Genomic DNA, 16,409 nt, shown 5'->3' with positions numbered 1-16,409 from the left:
ATTTTTCTTTGAGGTGCCGCTGCATCCAAAGCATGAGGCTTACTGGACGGCCCCGGCGGACGGCATCTGGGCCACGTCGCGCTTGGTGTCGGGGGTTCCGTAAGCGGTCTTGGCCTTCTCGACCCACTGGTTGAAGGCCTCCTTCGAGACGGCCTCGACCGCGATCGGCATGAAGGCGTGGTTCACGCCGCAGATCTCGGAACACTGGCCGTAATAGACGCCTTCCTTCTCGATCCGCACCCAGGTCTCGTTGGCCCGGCCCGGCACGGCGTCCTTCTTCACGCCGAAGCTCGGCACCGCCCAGGAATGGATGACGTCGCCCGCGGTGACCAGCACGCGCACGGTCGTGCCGACCGGCAGGATCACGCGGTTGTCGACCTCCAGCAGGCGCTTCTGGCCGGGCTTCAGCTCCGACTCCTGGATCATGTAGCTGGAAAAGGCGATGTTGCCGTGGTCGGGATACTCGTAGTCCCAGTACCACTGCCGCCCGGTGACCTTGATGGTCATCTCCGACTCCGGCACCCGCTCCGCCTGGTAGAGCAGCTTGAAGGACGGAACCGCGATGACGATCAGGATGATGACCGGAATGACCGTCCAGGCGATCTCCAGCACCGTGTGGTGCGAGGTGGTGGACGGCACGGTGTTCTTCTTGGCGTTGAAGCGCAGCGCCACCCAGCCCAGCAGCCCCGCCACGAAAATGACGATGGCGACGATGATCACCGTCAGCAGGTCGTGGAAGGAATCCATGGCGTGCTTGACCGGGGTGGCCGCCTCCTGAAGCCCCAGTTGCCAGGGGTGGGGTTCGGCGGCGGAACCGGTCGCGGCAAATCCACACAAAGATGTCAGCGCCGCCAGAACGGCAGCGTTCAGGGTCTGCGTCTTCATCCCCACCCTCTTCGTTGCCCGCCGCCCGCGGTCGCGGACGGCGGTCGTCCCTTCCCGCCGGACCCGCCTTCGCCCCTGTTTCCCTGGTGCGCTCCGTCTCTGTCAGACGGTTGCGCGGCCGGGCGTTGCGGCGGTGCCGGTCTATGCAGGGAGCGTGCCGTTTGAGGGCGACACGGTCCCCGCAGCGCGAGCTTAACCCTCCATTGCGCTTGGGTACAAGTCAGGCGTCCCTACACGAAGGACATAGGCGCAATGCCGGTTTCAAGCCCACATAAGAACAGAAGTTGAGTTTCCGTATCGGCTTCGCACTGCGACAAGCTGTCGCAGTTTGATGGTACAGCGAATTGTCTCGGAAAATCAAGTTTTTAGGCTTGCACGTCCCTGGTGTGGGACGCAAGCGACCGTGCGCGGACGGCGCCATCCGGCCACCGTTTGCGCTGCGGTACCCCACCACCGTGTTAGAACGGAAAAGCTCCGCGGCCGTCAGTGACCGCTGGTGATCACTTTGCGGATTCGGCGCACGCCGGACCAGACGAAGGCGATGACGATGGGAATCATCAGCCCGACCAGCAGGTCGGGATCGACCTTCATCCCGAGTCCCTTCACGCCCTTGGCGGCGTAGCCGACGATGCCGACGAGGTAGTAGCTGATCGCCACCACCGACAGCCCTTCCACCGTCTCCTGCAGGCGGAGCTGGAGCTGCGCCCGCTTGTCCATGGACAGGAGAAGCTCGGCGTTCTGCCCCTCCACGGCGATCTCCACGCGGGTGCGCAGCAGGTCGCTGGCGCGGGCCACGCGCTGGGACAGCGCCTGCAGGCGCGATTCCACCGCCTCGCAGGTGCGGATCGCCGGGGCAAGGCGGCGGTCCATGAACTCGCCCACCGTGGGCAGCCCCTCGATGCGGATCTCGCGCAGCTCGACGATGCGCTTTTCCACAAGGTTGTAGTAGGCCCGCGCCGCGCCGAAGCGGTAGGCGGTCTCCGCCGCGATCTGCTCGGTCTGGGCGGCCAGCAGGGTCAGCCGGTCGAGCAGCTCGCGCTCGTCGTCCAGGCCGCGCAGGGTGGCGATGCGGGTGGTCAGGTCGGCCAGATCGGCCTCGATCGGGCCGATGCGCGGCAGCACGCCGCGCGCCACCGGCAGCGCCAGCAGCGCCATCACCCGGTAGGTCTCGATCTCCAGCAGGCGCTGCACGACGCGGCCCGCCTGGTTGGCGGTCATCGCGTGGTCGGCGATCAAAATGCGCGAGAAGCCGTCGCCATGAATGCGGAAGTCGGTCCAGGCCGTCGCCGCCCGCCCGGAGATGCGCGTCCCGATGTAGCTCGGCGAGCCGAACATCGCCGCCAGCATGTTGGCCGAGGGCTCCGGCGATTCCGCGTCGAGCACGGCGACATGAACGCCGACCATCAGCTCGCCCGGCAGCCCGGCCAGCCATTCCTTGGGCACCGCGTTCAGCGCCGGTTCCAGGAAGGGATCGACCAGCACGTTCGCCGGGGACACGGCGTTGGGACGGAAGACGGTCCAGGTGGAGAATTCGGTGTGGCGCTCCCACTTCAGGCGGAAGCTGCCGAAGGAGCCGCTGTAATGGGTGGCCCCGGCGGGCGGACGCGGCACGCCGGCCCAGTCGCACAGCTTCTCCAGATGCAGCCGGTCTGCCTCCGACGCGCCCTCCCCCGACAGCATCGCCAGCATGGTGGCGCGGACCGGGGTCGTCAGCACCTCCGGCGGTCGGGTGTGCACCTCGTTGGTCAGCGTCACGCGCAGGGCGTGGTTTTTCAGGGGGTGGGCCAGGGAGCGCGCGTCTCCGTTGCCGGTGCGGCCCATCGCCAGCGCATCGTCGGTCATCGCGGCCATTCCCCTTCCAAGCCCCTTCCGCCCATGGACGACGAGCCTTGCCGGATGGTCCGCCCGTCGCCACACTATAAGTCTGATCTTTAGACCACATCGCGCGTGCGGGTGCGAGAGCGCCGGTGCCGCATCGTTGTCCTACGATAGACCGATACCCCGGAGTTCCCATGAGCGCGCTTGCCGTCACCGACGATCTGTTCTTCAACCGCGCCGGCCTGGACCGTTCCCGTGTCGAGGGGGTGGTGGCCGACGCGCTGCGGGGGGCGGACGATGGCGAACTGTATCTGGAATATTCGCAGAGCGAATCGCTGGGCTGGGACGACGGTAAGCTCAAGGCGGCCAGCTTCGACACCACCCAGGGCTTCGGCCTGCGCGCCATCGCCGACGAGGCGACCGGCTTCGCCCACGCCTCCAGCCTGTCCGAGGACGCCATCCGCCGCGCCGCCGCGACGGTGCGCGCCGTCCAGGCCGGGCACGCCGGCACCTTCGCCGAGCCGCCCGCCGGCACCAACCGCGCGCTCTACATCCCGGACAACCCCCTGCCTCTGGTCCCCTTCGAGGCCAAGGTGAAGCTGCTGGCGGAGATCGACGCCTACGCCCGCGCCAAGGACCCGCGGGTGCGGCAGGTCTCCTGCTCGATCAGCGGCGAATGGCAGGCGGTGCAGATCATCCGCGCCGATGGCGTGCGCGTCGCCGACCTGCGCCCGCTGGTCCGGCTGAACGTCTCCGTCGTGGTGGCCGAGGGAGACCGCATGGAGACGGGCGGCTACGGCGGCGGCGGACGCGTCACCTACGAGCACTACATGCAGCCGGAGACGTGGCGGGCCTTCGTGGACGAGGCGCTGCGCTCCGCGCTCGTCAACCTGTCCTCGGTCCCGGCCCCGGCGGGCGAGATGACCGTCGTTCTCGGCAACGGCTGGCCGGGCATCCTGCTGCACGAGGCCATCGGCCACGGGCTGGAGGGCGACTTCAACCGCAAGAAGACCTCGGCCTTCGCCGGGCTGATGGGCCAGCGCATCGCCGCCCCCGGTGTGACCATCGTGGACGACGGCACCATCGAGAACAGCCGCGGCTCGATCACCGTGGACGACGAGGGCACCCCCGGCCAGTGCACGACGCTGATCGAGGACGGCATCCTGGTCGGCTACATGCAGGACCGCATGAACGCCCGGCTGATGGGGATGCGCCCGACCGGCAACGGGCGGCGCCAGAGCTTCGCCTGCCACCCCATGCCGCGCATGACCAACACCGTGATGCGCCCCGGCGCCTATGAGCCGGAGGAGATCATCAAGTCGGTGAAGAAGGGCCTCTACGCCAAGAACTTCGGCGGCGGGCAGGTGGACATCACCAGCGGCAAGTTCGTCTTCTCCGCCAACGAGGCCTACCTGATCGAGGACGGCAAGCTCGGACCGGCGGTGAAGGGCGCGACCCTGATCGGCAACGGCCCGGACAGCCTGACCCGCGTGTCGATGATTGGCAACGATACGAAGCTCGACCCCGGCGTCGGCACCTGCGGCAAGGATGGACAGGGCGTTCCCGTGGGCGTCGGCCAGCCGACCCTGCGCCTGGACGGCCTGACCGTGGGCGGCACGGCGGCCTAACCGCCGCCACAGCTTCTCTTTCCTGCATCGGAGGTTTTGCCCGTGTCGTCCCTCGCGCTGGTTTCGACCTTCTGCCCCGACCGCGTCGGCCTCGTCTCGGCGGTCACCGGCCATCTGTTCGGGCTGGGGGCCAACCTGCGCGACGCGACCTTCGCGGTGATGGGGTCCGGGGCGGAGTTCTCGGCGGTTTGTGAACTGCCGGACGGCGTCCCCGTCGCGGAGGTGCAGGAGGGGCTGGCGAGCCTGCCCGAGTTGGCCGGCGCGCAGATCAAGGTCACGCCCTTCGACTTCGACCCCAACCCCGGCCCGCTCGCCCGCATCACCCACCGCGTGGAGGTGTCGGGCGGTGACCAGCCCGGTCTGATCGCCCGTTTGTCGGAAATCTTCACGCAGTTCGAGGCGAACATTGTCCGGCTCGACGCCCAGACCCTGCCGGAGCGGGAGGGCGGGCGCTACGTCATCCGCTTCGCCGTCTCGATCCCGCCGGAGCGCGCCGGCACCTGCCTGTCCGCCGTCGCCAACACCGCCGAGACGATGGGCCTGATTTGCACCACCGAGGCGCTGTAACGCTTCTCGTGCATCAGCCCGCTTGCCCCCTCTCCCCTCCGGGGAGAGGGTTGGGGTGAGGGGGTTGAGCTTTTGCCGACCCCTCCGCCACGCGCATCCCCCTCACCCACCCGCTTCGCGGGCACCCTCTCCCCAGAGGGGAGAGGGATAAAGGTTGCATTCATACGCATGAAAATGCCATGGATCGGGAAATCCTCCCGACAAGCTCTACCATGGCGTGAACCGCGTTCTCCTCGTCCTGGCGCTAACCATCGTTTCCCTGCCCGCGCGGGCGGAGGGGCTTGAGGCGACCCTGTCCGACTGGGGAACCGTCGGGCTGCTTCAGACACCGACGGCGCGCGGCATGCCGGACGGCACCGTCACCGCCGGCCTGACCGCCCTAGGCGGTCTGCACCGCCATCTCTTCGCCGGGGCGCATCTTCTTCCCAGCCTGGACATCGCCCTGCGCAACAGCACCTACCCGAGCTGGCACGGCCTCAGCGAACCGGGCGTGGACGCGAAGCTGCGCCTGCTGCGCGAAGGGCCGTGGTGGCCGGCGCTGGCGGTCGGCGGGCGGGACGTCACCGGTACCGGACTGGACCTGCCGGGCAAGGGCCGCTTCGCGGGAGAGTATCTGGTCGCCTCGCGGCGCTGGTGGGATGTCGATCTCAGCCTGGGCATCGGCTGGGGCGGGCTCGGCGACTATGGGCACGTCCGCAACCCGCTGCGCGCTCTCGGCGGACGCTTCAAGCGCGACCGCGATCCCGCCAACGCCTCGTCCCGCGGGCCGGAGGCGTGGTTCACCGGGGAGCGCGCGGCTCTGTTCAGCGGCGTCGAGTGGCACACGCCGCTGGAAGGGCTCAGCGTCAAGCTGGAGTACAGCGCCGACAGCTTCCGCGCCCAACAGCAGGACGACCCGGATTTCCGGCCCGGTATCCCAATGAACGCGGGTTTGGCCTATCGGCCCTGGCGCTGGCTGGAGGTCGGAGCCGGCGTCGAGCAGGGATCGCGGGCCATGCTGCGCCTCGCCGCCCGCTTCGACCCGCGGGAGGACACCGACACCCCCCCGCGCGCCCCGCCGCCCATGGTCGGTGCCCGCCCCGCCGCGCCGGAGGCCGCCCTGCCCGCCACGGACATCGCAGCCCTGGCCCGGCTGCACCGGCTGCCCGCCCGTGCCGCGCGGATCGACAAGCACAACGCCACGCTGTGGCTGGACCCGGCGGGCGGCGGAACCGCCCCTCTGGCACGGGAGGTGGGACGCGCCGCCCGCCTGCTGGCCGATGGCGCCCCGCCGGAGGTCGAATGGCTGACCGTCGCCACCGGCAGCGCCGGGCTGGACGGCACCGCCCTCACCCTGTCGCGCCGCGCCGTCGAGCAGGCGGCCGCCAAGCGCGGCAGCCCCGAGGAGATTTGGCGCACCGCCCGCGTCGAGCGCTCGGCCGCCCCCCCGCCGGACTGGCCGGCGCGGCTCGCCCTGACCATCATCCCAACGGTGGAAGCCAGTCTGTTCGAGCAGAGCGCGCCGCTGGTGCAGCGGACCTACGGCGACTCCGTGCTGACGATGGAACCGCTGCGCGGGCTGGTGCTCAGCGGAGGGCTGCGGATCAACGTCAGCCACAACCTCCATCTTCTCGACACCAACGCCCTTCCGGCGGCGGAGCCGGTGCGCAGCGACCTGCCGCTCTACGCCGACCGCGGCGCCGCGGTCGAGCGGCTGTACGCGGCGTGGCTGGCCGTGCCTTCCGAGCGCTGGGGCACGCGCCTGTCCCTCGGCCATTTCGAGGAGATGTTCGGCGGCGTGGGGGGCGAGGCGCTGTACCGCCCCCTGACGGCGCGCTGGGCGCTCGGGCTCGACCTCAACCGCGTCTGGAAGCGCCCGCCCGATGACGCCCTGCGCCTTGCCCCGGAAAGCGGACGCAACACCGGCCACGCCAGCTTTTATTGGGAAGCGCCGGGGGCTGCTACGACGGGCGTGCTGCGGCTGGGCCGCTATCTCGGCGGGGATTGGGGCGGCACGCTCGAACTGATGCGCGCCTTCGACGGCGGCGTCCGCCTCTCCGCCCAAGTCACCTGGACCGAGGGTCCGGAGGGCGCGCAGAGCCGGTACGGCGGGCGGCTGGAACAGGGAATCGCGCTGACAGTGCCGTTCAGCCCCGGCGGGTCCTGGCCGCCGGCCGGGCGGCTGGCGACCGCGGTGCGCACCCTTGGACGCGACGCGGGGCAACAGCTGCGCCAGCCATTGCCCCTGTACGATGCGTCGGTGTCGGCGGGTTACGGCCGTCTGACCGGGTCATGGCCGCGGCTGATGGACTGAGCCGCGGCAAGCTGAGATCCGTATAATCCGGAGATCAGCGCATTTCGGAGATCGTCCCGGTCTTGGCGTCGAGGAGCACGGTGCTCCAGGTGCCGTTGGCCGACTGGGCCTCCGCCACGTAGTTCTCGCCCTGCTTGCGGAAGTCACGGACCGAGGTGAAGCCGGCGGCGCTGAAATAGTTCAGCAGCGAGGTCTGCATCAGCTCCTTGCGGTTCTGGCCGCGTTCGGCGCGCTGGGCGGTGTTCGGGTCGACGTTCATGATAACCTGGCGGTTGCCCTGCATGGTGTTGGGCATGGTGCCGGTGGCCGAACCGGTGGTCCCCATGGCGCCGCTGTTGGGCATGCCGTTGTTCATGGTGCCGGTCGAACCGTAGGTGCCGGGCGCCCCATAGCTGCCGGTGCTGCCGTAGGTGCCCGCGGTGCCGGCGCCGACGGTGGATTCGGCGCTGCCGCTGGTCACGCGGTCGGGCATGCGGCCGTCCGGCATCCGATTCTGGGTCTGGCGGTTCTGGGTCTGATCGCTCCACGGCTCCGCCCGCTCGTTGGGCAGACTTTCCACCTGCGGGCTGGTGGTCGGCAGGCCCGACGGGCTGGAGCGCTCGTACGGCACCTGCGGCGCGTTGTTCTGGTAGGTCTGGGCCATCGCGGCGGGGGCGGCGGCCAGGGTCGCGGCGAGAACGGCGAGGGACAGTTTGGCGTTCATGGCATCCTCTTCTCTCGATAGGGCGTCTCGCACCGGCAAGGCGGTGCTGCGCCTTTTCGCCCGCCCGGCCGGAACCAAGCAGGCTGGCGACCCCGACAACAGCGCTCATCGGCGGTTGTTGCGGTCAAGCCAGCGTTATCGGGATGCGCCTCCCCCTTTTGGAACCGACCCTACCCAAAAAAAGCTCTTTGCGGCGGCCGGGTCCGGGAACCTTTCCAAGCTGAGCCGTGTTCTGCACAATACTGACACGCTCTTCACAGAGTACGACGTTCAACAGACTGCGCGCCGGACGAGCCTTGACGCGCTTCGGACCGAGCGAGGGAGGTTAGGATGCTCTATTGGGCACTTGTTTTCTTCGTGATCGCGCTGATCGCCGGCGCACTCGGCTTCGGTGGGATTGCCTCGGCCTCTTCGGGCATTGCGCAAATCCTGTTCTTCCTTTTCCTGATCCTGTTCGCGGCGAGTTTGATTCTGGGCCTGGTCAGGCGCCGCTAGACCCAGCACCCGCCCGGAACCGTCCGGGCGGGCGTTTCCCGCAGCGCGCCCTTGCCCGGCCTTTCACGTCTCGGAAGACCGGGCTCGCGAGTACCCCGAAAGCCTCTCGATGTTAGCCTCGCACCTGACCGGCAACGCCCCATCCGGAGCGTTGCCGGTTTCTCTGTGCGCTCGCAGAGGATAACGCAGAAGCGGTTTTGAGACGCGAGACCGGGCGAGCGGACGGATCAGTCCTCGTCGGTCGGGCTGTGCCCTTCCATGAGCTGGCGCAGGGCCCGCCGTCCGCGCGACAGGCGCGACTTCACGGTGCCGATGGAAATGCCGAGGATATCGGCGGCCTCGCCGTAAGAAATGCCTTCCAGCCCGATCAGCAGGACCACCTCGCGCTGCTCGGTCGGCAGCAGGCCGAGCGCGCGCTTCAGGTCGCGCAGCTCCAGCCGGACGAACTGCCCGCCATGGGCGGCGCCGATCGCCGCCTGCCCTTCCCCGTCGATGTCGACGACGGCCTGCCGGCGGCGGATGCCATTGATGTGCAGGTTGCGCAGAATGGTGAAGAGCCAGGCGCGCAGGTTGCTGCCGGGCCGCCAGAGATGCAGGCGCGACAAGGCGCGCTCCAGACACTCTTGGACGAGGTCGTCGGCCAGCGTGGCGTCACGCACCATGGCGCGGGCAAAACGGCGCAGGCGTGGGATCTCCGCCTCGATCTGAGCGATGATCGCCGGATCGGGGGGCGCCAGCGGTGCCGGAGCCGCGTCCGCCGCCCCTTCCACCGCCTCGTCGACGGCCGGATCGTCGGCTTCGATGCCATCCTCGGCTTCGACCGCAACGTTCAACTCGTCCTCGTCCGCACGGCGGCTTCCCATCACCGGCTTGAGGGCGACGGGGTCAAGCGGCGCGGGGCTGCTTGCCGGACGGCGCAAGGAACTCGCGACGTGGTTCGCCATCGGTGGAACGCTGCCTCCCTGTGTACCGAAAGATGTCCCGATCATTCCGGGCGCGTGTCGAAACGCCCGAACCATCGCTCCGGCCCCCGCGTTGCGCCGAATGCGCGCGGGGCATAACCGGATTCTCCAACGACAATCGTCGGTCCATCAGTACGTAATGGCGCACCACAGAGGCTGCCAGTTGGGAAAAAGGCTAAGCCCCTTAACAATTTGGCGAGATTACCCCTAAATGCCGTGGATTGCCCGATTGCTCCCGTAGCGTTCGATCGGAGATGAGGTATCGTCTCCGGACATACGGGAGGCTTCATGACTTTGCTCAAAAGGAAAAGGCCGGCTGGCTTTCACCAACCGACCTCAAATCTCCTTTGCGGGATAGCCATGTCTATGGCCAACGATGAATTCGCTCATTCATCCTTCCGCAGGTCCGCTGCCAGCGGTTCTTCTTCTCTGTATAGGCGGCGTTTCCGTCCCTTTGCGGAAGTCTTATCTCGTTGTGTTCCGCTTCCTCTCTTGGCCGGAACCATATCGCATTACGTCTTTAGCGGACAGCCGGACGTTGGCTCTAGGGCAGCGATCTTCCCGCATACGCCGAAAGACCGGTCCGCTTCACCAATCGGGGAAAGGCGCGCCAAGGCGGTGAAAAGCGCGGTGGCGCTGGCCGCCGGCGGGCTGATCGCGTCCTTTCTGACGGCGTCGCCGGCCATGGCCCAGGACGCACCGGACCGGACGGCGATCCAGACGGCGGCGGCCCAACCACCCGCCTTTCAAAGCTCGGGCGAACGCACGATCCGCGCGCTGGAGGCGCTCGCCGGCAAGGGCAGCGCCCGCGCCCAATACGAGCTGGCCATGCGCTACGAGGTCGGCAAAGGCGTGAACCGCGACGAGCGGATGGCTCTCTCCCTCTACTGTCGGGCGGCCCGCCAGGACTACGCCGAGGCCGCCTACCGCGCCGGGCGGATGCATCTGGCCGGGCGCGGCCCGGTATCGAAGGACGAGGACCTGGGCCGCTCCTGGCTGCGTCGCGCCGCCCTGCTGGGCAACGAGGACGCCGCGCAGATGGTCAAGCTCGCCAGCACCGGCAAGGGCGCAGCGGGCAAGGCCCCCGACCGCTGCGAGCCGCCGAGCGTGCGCTGGGGCGTGATTCGCATGCCGCCCAAGGAAATCCGCGCCATGGTCACCAAGATGGCCCCCACCTATGGGCTCGACCCCGATCTGGTGCTGGCGGTGATCGCCGTGGAGTCCGGCTACCGCGTGGATGTGGTGTCGGAAAAGAACGCCATGGGGCTGATGCAGCTCATCCCCGAGACGGCGGAACGCTTCGGCGTCACCAAGCCCTTCGACCCCGAGCAGAACCTGCGCGGCGGCATGAAGTATCTGCGCTGGCTGCTGGCCTATTTCGACGGCAACGTCACGCTGGCGCTGGCCGGCTACAACGCCGGCGAAGGGGCGGTGGTCCAGTACAAGGGCGTTCCACCCTACCGCGAGACGCAGGACTATGTGGTGAAGGTCCACAGCGTCTACCCGCGCCGCGTCCACCCCCACGATTCCAGCGTGGCGCGCTCGGCCGGCCTGCCCGCCGCCAAGCAGGAGGAGGTCGCCGAGCTGAGCGTCTCCCGCTCAGGCGCCGCCTCGAAACGCTGACACCACTGGATTGCGCGCTCAATTCGGCGGACCCGCCCGGCGATTTCCCGTAGGATCGGGCATCGCCGACAGCGGGGACCACCGATGAGCAGCGCGGACGGGGCAAACTCCGACAAGCATTACTGGCACCAGTACGTCGACACCTACCGTCAGGCCTTCCAGACGCTGGGTCCGGTGCGGATCATCCTGGAATACGGGGTGTTCCACGGCGATTCGATCCGCTGGCTGCGCTCCCAGTTCCCGGACGCCTTCATCATCGGCGCCGACATCCTGGAGCCGCAGCCGGACTGGCCGCAGGATGAGCGCATCCAGTATGTGCGGTTCGACCAGAACGACCCCGACCACATCGGGCGCAGCCTGCGGGCCAACAACATCCAGTTCGACCTCATCATCGAGGACGGCAGCCACATCCCCCAGCATCAGGCTTGGTGCCTGACCCAGTCCCTGCCCCATCTGCGCAGCGGCGGCCTGTACATCCTGGAGGACATCCACACCTCCCACCCGGAGCACAGCCTGTACCGGGCCTACTGCGCCGACTACCCGCGTCCGCCGGCCACCAGCCTGCAGGTGCTGCTCGCCCTCCAGCACATCCGGGCGACGGGGATGCCGCTGAGCGACGCCATGGCGGCCGATCTGGCCTCCCAGGATTTCTTCACGGCGGCGGAGGTGAAGGCGCTGCACGCGGACATCGCCGGGATCGAGCTGTACCGGCGCACCCGGCTGCCGTTGCGCTGCTACAAATGCGGCAGCAGCGATTACGACTACGCGGCGCTGCGCTGCCGCTGCGGCGTTCCGCTCTACGAGACGGCGGACTCCATGTCCTTCCTGATCCGCAAGACCTGACGGGGGCGCCGAAACGGCGCTGAAACGACGACGGCCCGCCGAAGGGCGGGCCGTGGATCGTTGATGCCGGAAAGGATGGCGTCCCCTAGGGGATTCGAACCCCTGTTACCGCCGTGAGAGGGCGGTGTCCTAGGCCTCTAGACGAAGGGGACCTTCATCGGGCGATGCTCGGTTGCCAGCCGAACGAAAGTGGCGTCCCCTAGGGGATTCGAACCCCTGTTACCGCCGTGAGAGGGCGGTGTCCTAGGCCTCTAGACGAAGGGGACAGTCTTTCGTCGTCTGACGACGTGGCGTCGTCGGCGTGGCGGGTTTTTAGCGAACCCACCCGGCCCGATCAAGCCTTTTCTGACAGATCTTTGGCGATTTTCAGAAAAGAATTCACGACGGCCTGCGGCGTGTCGAAGGCGGTGACCAGGCGCAGCAGATCGCCCTCCCAGCGATAGAAACGGTAGCCCGCCGCCTCCAGCCCGTCGGCCAGCGCGGCGGGCAGGCGCACGAAGACCTCGTTGGCCTCCACCGGATGGGCCAGTTCCGCCCCCGGCAGGGCGGCGAGGCCCTGCGACAGCCGGTCGGCCATGGCGTTGGCGTGGCGGGCCAGCCGCAGCCACAGGTCGTCGGCCAGCCAAGCGTCGAGCTGCGCCGACAGGAAGCGGCCCTTGGACACCAGATGCCCGGCCCGCTTGCGCAGGAAGCCGAAATCCTCGGCCAGCGCCGGGTTGAAGAACACCACGGCCTCCGCGGCGAGGCAGCCGCCCTTGGTGCCGCCGAGCGACAGCACGTCCACCCCGGCCTTCCAGGTCAACTCCGCCGGGGCGCAGCCCAGCCGGGCCACCGCGTTGGCGAAGCGGGCGCCGTCCATGTGCACCGCCATGCCGTGGGCGTGGGCGACATCGGTCAGGGCCGCCACCTCCTGCGGGCGGTAGACCGTGCCGGCCTCCGTCGCCTGGGTCAGGCTGAGGGCGGCCGGTTGCACCCGGTGCACCACGCCGATGCCGGCCCCGGCCAGCGCCGTGGTCAGGGCGGCGGGAGTCAGCTTCCCGCCCTCCCCCGCCAGCGGCACCAGCTTGGCCCCGCCGGTGGCCATCTCGGGCGCGCCGCACTCGTCAACGTGGATGTGGCTTTCCTGGTGGCAGTAGACCGCACCGTAGGGCGGGACCAGAGCCGACAGGGCCAGCGCGTTGGCCGCCGTCCCGGTGGCGACCGGGAACACCGTCACCTCCGCCTCGAAGAGGGCCGACAGGCGGCGGGTGACGCTGGCGGTCAGCGGGTCCTGCCCATAGGGGTCGGCGGACCCGATCGCGGCCCCGGCCAGCGCGTTCACCACCTCCGGCGCGGCGCCGGCCACATTGTCGCTGCGGAAGTCGTACAGGAAGGCATCGGTCATGGCGCGGCGGCTCCGGCGGTGACGGTCACGGCGATGGCGCCGGTGCGCGGGTCCATCACATAAAGGCGGTCCGCGGCGTCCGGTATGGTGACACGGAAGACGACGCGGTTGCCCACGGCAACCGGCTCGCCCAGACGCGCGCCGGCCGGCAGGCCCAGCGTGACCTCCTCCGTCCGGCCGGCGGCGACGGTTGCCCGCTCGGCGTCCATGGCGGCCCGGCGCTCCGGATCGTTGATGCGCTTGTAGAGTTCGACGCCGAGGAACGCGAAGCCGGCGATGATCATCACGCCCATGATGACGATGAGTGCCTTGAGGAACTGCACGGTTTGGGGTCCACTCTCGCGCGAATGTGAGGAGTTTTGCCGAACGATGCCCGAACGCACCGAATTCGACGATGATGAGGACGAATACACCGGAACGCAGGACGGCGAAACCGGCGAAGGCAAGCGGCAGCGCTGGACCGTTCCGGACGACGCCGGCGGCCAGCGGCTCGACAAGGCCCTGGCCACCGGCCTTCCCGGCCTGTCGCGGTCGCGCGTGCAGGCGCTGCTGGAGAAGGGCTGCGTGCAGGACGGCACCGGGCGGACGGTCACCGACCCGTCCATCAAGGTCAAGCCCGGACAAACTTTCGACGTTTTCATCCCCGAAGCTGAACCTGCACAGCCCGAGGCCCAGGACATACCCCTGGACGTGGTCTACGAGGATGAGGACGTGTTGGTGATCGACAAGCCCGCGGGCATGGTGGTCCACCCCGCCGCCGGCAATCCGGACGGCACGCTGGTCAACGCCCTGCTCGCCCATTGCGGCGACAGCCTGTCGGGGATCGGCGGCGTGCGGCGTCCGGGCATCGTCCACCGCCTCGACAAGGACACCAGCGGCCTGATGGTCGTCGCCAAGAACGACCGCGCGCACCACGCGCTGACGGAGCAGTTCTCCGGCCGCACGCTCAGCCGCACCTACCAGGCGCTGGTCTGGGGGGTCCCCTCCCCGCGCGAGGGCCGGATCGAGGGCAACATCGGGCGCAGCAGCACCGACCGCAAGAAGATGGCCGTGGTCGCCGGCGGCGGAAAGCACGCGGCGACCCGCTACCGCGTCGTCCGCTCCTTCGGCACGGCGCTGGCGCTGGTCGAATGCACGCTGGAGACCGGGCGCACCCACCAGATCCGCGTCCACATGGCGCACATCGGCCACCCCATCGTGGGCGACCCGCTCTACGGCAAGGGGCGTGCCGGCCGCGCCGGCGGCAAGCACGCCTCTGCCCTGCCGGAACCCGATCGCGAGCGGTTTGTTGGCTTTCCACGGCAGGCGTTGCACGCCGTGGGATTGATCTTCCGCCATCCCGCAACAGGGGAGACGGTGCGCTTCCAGGCGCCTCTACCCACGGATATTAAAGATTTGTCAGATTTCTTAGAATCCCTGTAATCCACTATACCCGCGCGCAGAAGTCGGTTATTCTTCGCGTCAACAGCCACCAGCGCTCACGCTTGCATCCGGGACCATCCCCGGCGGATCGAACGGGCAAGCGGACGGCGAGGCGGCGCAGAACAGTGAACGGCCGTGTGCCCGTGAGAAGGCACGAACAACAGCCGTCGGAGAGGGTCCAACATGGCGACGATATCCAGCGTTCCGGTCATCAGTTCCGAAAGCAACCTCTCGCGCTACCTCCAGGAAATCCGCAAGTTCCCCATGCTCGCGGCGGAGGAGGAGTACATGCTGGCCAAGCGCTGGCAGGAGATCGAGGATTCGGACGCCGCGCACAAGCTGGTGACCAGCCATCTGCGGCTCGTGGCGAAGATCGCCATGGGCTACCGCGGCTACGGCCTGCCGCTGTCGGAGCTGATCTCCGAGGGCAACGTGGGCATGATGCAGGCGGTGAAGCGGTTCGACCCCGACCGCGGCTTCCGGCTGGCGACCTACGCCATGTGGTGGATTCGCGCCGCCATCCAGGAATACATCCTGCACAGCTGGTCGCTGGTGAAGATGGGCACCACGGCGGCCCAGAAGAAGCTGTTCTTCAACCTGCGCCGCCTGAAGGGCCAGATGCAGGCCATCGAGGAAGGCGACATGTCGCCCGAGCAGGTGCGCCACATCGCCACGACGCTGGACGTGCCGGAGCAGGACGTCGTCAACATGAACCGCCGCCTCGGCGCGCCCGACCATTCGCTGAACGCGCCGTTGCGCGCCGACAGCGAGGGCGAGTGGCAGGACTGGCTGGTCGACGAGACGGCGAACCAGGAAATCTCGCTCGCCGAGAACGAGGAGCTGGGCAAGCGGCGCAAGCTGCTGACCGCGGCCATGGAGAATCTGAACGAGCGCGAGCGCGACATCCTGGAGGAGCGCCGCCTGCGCGACAACCCGACCACGCTGGAAGACCTGTCGCAGAAGTACGGCATCAGCCGCGAGCGTGTCCGCCAGATCGAGGTGCGCGCCTTCGAGAAGCTCCAGAAGGCCATCCGCAACGCCGCGGTGGAGCAGAAGCTGGCCGGGTGACGGTCTCATCTTAACCCTCTCCCCTCCGGGGAGAGGGTGCCCGCGAAGCGGGCGGTGAGGGGGTTGCGCTTTTGCCGAACGTCCCGCCACGCGCACGCCCCTCACCCTAACCCTCTCCCCAGAGGGGAGAGGGAATATCGGAAGCGATCGGGTGGTACCCTCACGCCCCCGCGGGTTCGGCCAGTTGGTCGTGCTCGTCCGGCGACAGGCCGCCGGCCTCGTCGAACAGGTCGCCGGCGACCTCCGGCCCCCACTCCTGGACCAGCCCGACCTTCACGTCCTTCAGCGCGCCGACCCGCTTCTCGGCGCGCATCACCTCGAAATTCGCCACCATCGGCGGGATGCCGAAATAGAGCGCCCAGCCGATCGCCGCGGCGCCGTACATCACCAGCCAGGACAGCGGGTCCATGAAGATCTTCCCCGCGGCGCCGATGGTGTGGTTGTGCTTCCACAGCTCGATGGCGTAGGGCATGCAGCCGCAGAAGTTCAGCCCGCCGACGGTGATCGGCGCCGACTTCTCGGGGTCGCGGTCGGTGACGTAGGCGACGATGGTCGGGATCATGCCGATGCCGAACAGGATCGAGGTGGGCAGCACCACCAGACCCGCCGGGATGATCAGCAGGATCAGCGTCAGCATGCTGCCCTTGCGCTTCTTCTTCTTCCCGCCGCTCTTGCCGCCGCGCGCCATTAGGGGTCCCCGATTCTTGGTTTGAAGGCC

Annotated in this window: 15 protein-coding genes and 2 tRNA genes; 8 read left to right on the top strand and 9 right to left on the bottom strand. The window is 68.5% G+C overall.

The window, feature by feature from the left end:
• Nucleotides 1-39: 39 nt before the first annotated feature.
• Both coxB and FBZ83_RS22335 read right to left on the bottom strand, forming a co-directional pair.
• Complete coding sequence (gene coxB / locus FBZ83_RS22340) at nt 40-885, bottom strand: cytochrome c oxidase subunit II (protein WP_145688961.1); 846 nt, start codon at nt 883-885, stop codon at nt 40-42.
• A gap of 483 nt (nt 886-1,368) precedes the next feature.
• Nucleotides 1,369-2,727, bottom strand: coding sequence for a DUF3422 family protein (locus FBZ83_RS22335; RefSeq protein WP_145688960.1), 1,359 nt, complete (start codon nt 2,725-2,727; stop codon nt 1,369-1,371).
• 170 nt (nt 2,728-2,897) lie between these two features.
• On the opposite strand from FBZ83_RS22335, the gene tldD reads away from it, so the two are divergent.
• The 3 genes from tldD to FBZ83_RS22315 all read left to right on the top strand — a co-directional run bounded on the left by tldD (nt 2,898) and on the right by FBZ83_RS22315 (nt 7,191).
• A complete protein-coding gene (gene tldD / locus FBZ83_RS22330) occupies nt 2,898-4,331 on the top strand; it encodes a metalloprotease TldD (RefSeq protein ID WP_137103209.1) in 1,434 nt (477 codons plus the stop codon).
• A gap of 42 nt (nt 4,332-4,373) precedes the next feature.
• Complete coding sequence (locus FBZ83_RS22325; RefSeq protein ID WP_145688959.1) at nt 4,374-4,898, top strand: glycine cleavage system protein R; 525 nt, start codon at nt 4,374-4,376, stop codon at nt 4,896-4,898.
• 217 nt (nt 4,899-5,115) lie between these two features.
• Nucleotides 5,116-7,191, top strand: a complete 2,076-nt coding sequence (locus FBZ83_RS22315; protein WP_145688957.1) for a YjbH domain-containing protein — start codon at nt 5,116-5,118, stop codon at nt 7,189-7,191.
• Between the two features lie 34 nt (nt 7,192-7,225).
• Here FBZ83_RS22315 and FBZ83_RS22310 read toward each other — a convergent pair whose 3' ends face one another.
• Nucleotides 7,226-7,894, bottom strand: coding sequence for a hypothetical protein (locus FBZ83_RS22310; protein WP_145688956.1), 669 nt, complete (start codon nt 7,892-7,894; stop codon nt 7,226-7,228).
• Nucleotides 7,895-8,224: 330 nt separating this feature from the next.
• Here FBZ83_RS22310 and FBZ83_RS22305 point away from each other — a divergent pair, with 330 nt between their 5' ends.
• Complete coding sequence (locus FBZ83_RS22305; RefSeq protein ID WP_035674837.1) at nt 8,225-8,389, top strand: DUF1328 domain-containing protein; 165 nt, start codon at nt 8,225-8,227, stop codon at nt 8,387-8,389.
• Nucleotides 8,390-8,616: 227 nt separating this feature from the next.
• On the opposite strand, the gene FBZ83_RS22300 is transcribed toward FBZ83_RS22305, so the two are convergent.
• Nucleotides 8,617-9,333, bottom strand: coding sequence for a sigma-70 family RNA polymerase sigma factor (locus FBZ83_RS22300; protein WP_145688955.1), 717 nt, complete (start codon nt 9,331-9,333; stop codon nt 8,617-8,619).
• A 636-nt stretch (nt 9,334-9,969) separates the two neighbouring features.
• Here FBZ83_RS22300 and FBZ83_RS22295 point away from each other — a divergent pair.
• Entirely contained in the window at nt 9,970-10,974 is a 1,005-nt protein-coding gene (locus FBZ83_RS22295) for a transglycosylase SLT domain-containing protein (RefSeq protein WP_247888429.1), read from the top strand.
• An 84-nt stretch (nt 10,975-11,058) separates the two neighbouring features.
• Complete coding sequence (locus FBZ83_RS22290; RefSeq protein WP_145688954.1) at nt 11,059-11,817, top strand: class I SAM-dependent methyltransferase; 759 nt, start codon at nt 11,059-11,061, stop codon at nt 11,815-11,817.
• Between the two features lie 76 nt (nt 11,818-11,893).
• Here the strand turns inward: FBZ83_RS22290 and FBZ83_RS22285 are convergent.
• The 4 genes from FBZ83_RS22285 to FBZ83_RS22270 all read right to left on the bottom strand — a co-directional run bounded on the left by FBZ83_RS22285 (nt 11,894) and on the right by FBZ83_RS22270 (nt 13,524).
• Nucleotides 11,894-11,969, bottom strand: a tRNA-Glu gene (locus FBZ83_RS22285).
• Nucleotides 11,970-12,007: 38 nt separating this feature from the next.
• Nucleotides 12,008-12,083: transfer RNA gene (locus FBZ83_RS22280), tRNA-Glu, on the bottom strand.
• Nucleotides 12,084-12,151: 68 nt separating this feature from the next.
• Nucleotides 12,152-13,201 (bottom strand): threonine aldolase family protein, encoded by a 1,050-nt coding sequence (locus FBZ83_RS22275; RefSeq protein ID WP_145688953.1) that lies wholly within the window; start codon nt 13,199-13,201, stop codon nt 12,152-12,154.
• Nucleotides 13,198-13,524, bottom strand: a complete 327-nt coding sequence (locus FBZ83_RS22270; RefSeq protein ID WP_145688952.1) for a hypothetical protein — start codon at nt 13,522-13,524, stop codon at nt 13,198-13,200. The genes FBZ83_RS22275 and FBZ83_RS22270 overlap by 4 nt, the downstream gene beginning before the upstream one ends.
• 46 nt (nt 13,525-13,570) lie before the next feature.
• On the opposite strand from FBZ83_RS22270, the gene FBZ83_RS22265 reads away from it, so the two are divergent.
• Both FBZ83_RS22265 and rpoH read left to right on the top strand, forming a co-directional pair.
• On the top strand, nt 13,571-14,623 hold the full coding sequence (locus FBZ83_RS22265) for an RluA family pseudouridine synthase (protein ID WP_145688951.1): 1,053 nt from the start codon (nt 13,571-13,573) through the stop codon (nt 14,621-14,623).
• A 183-nt stretch (nt 14,624-14,806) separates the two neighbouring features.
• Nucleotides 14,807-15,691, top strand: coding sequence for an RNA polymerase sigma factor RpoH (gene rpoH, locus FBZ83_RS22260; protein ID WP_145688950.1), 885 nt, complete (start codon nt 14,807-14,809; stop codon nt 15,689-15,691).
• Between the two features lie 160 nt (nt 15,692-15,851).
• Here the strand turns inward: rpoH and FBZ83_RS22255 are convergent, their stop codons facing one another.
• A complete protein-coding gene (locus FBZ83_RS22255) occupies nt 15,852-16,379 on the bottom strand; it encodes a hypothetical protein (RefSeq protein ID WP_145688949.1) in 528 nt (175 codons plus the stop codon).
• Nucleotides 16,380-16,409 lie beyond the last annotated feature (30 nt).

It is taken from the genome of Azospirillum brasilense (assembly GCF_007827815.1).
Lineage (GTDB): Bacteria > Pseudomonadota > Alphaproteobacteria > Azospirillales > Azospirillaceae > Azospirillum > Azospirillum brasilense_C.
The sequence above is the reverse complement of the archived record's forward strand: the minus strand, read 5'-3'. Positions and strand labels throughout refer to the sequence as shown.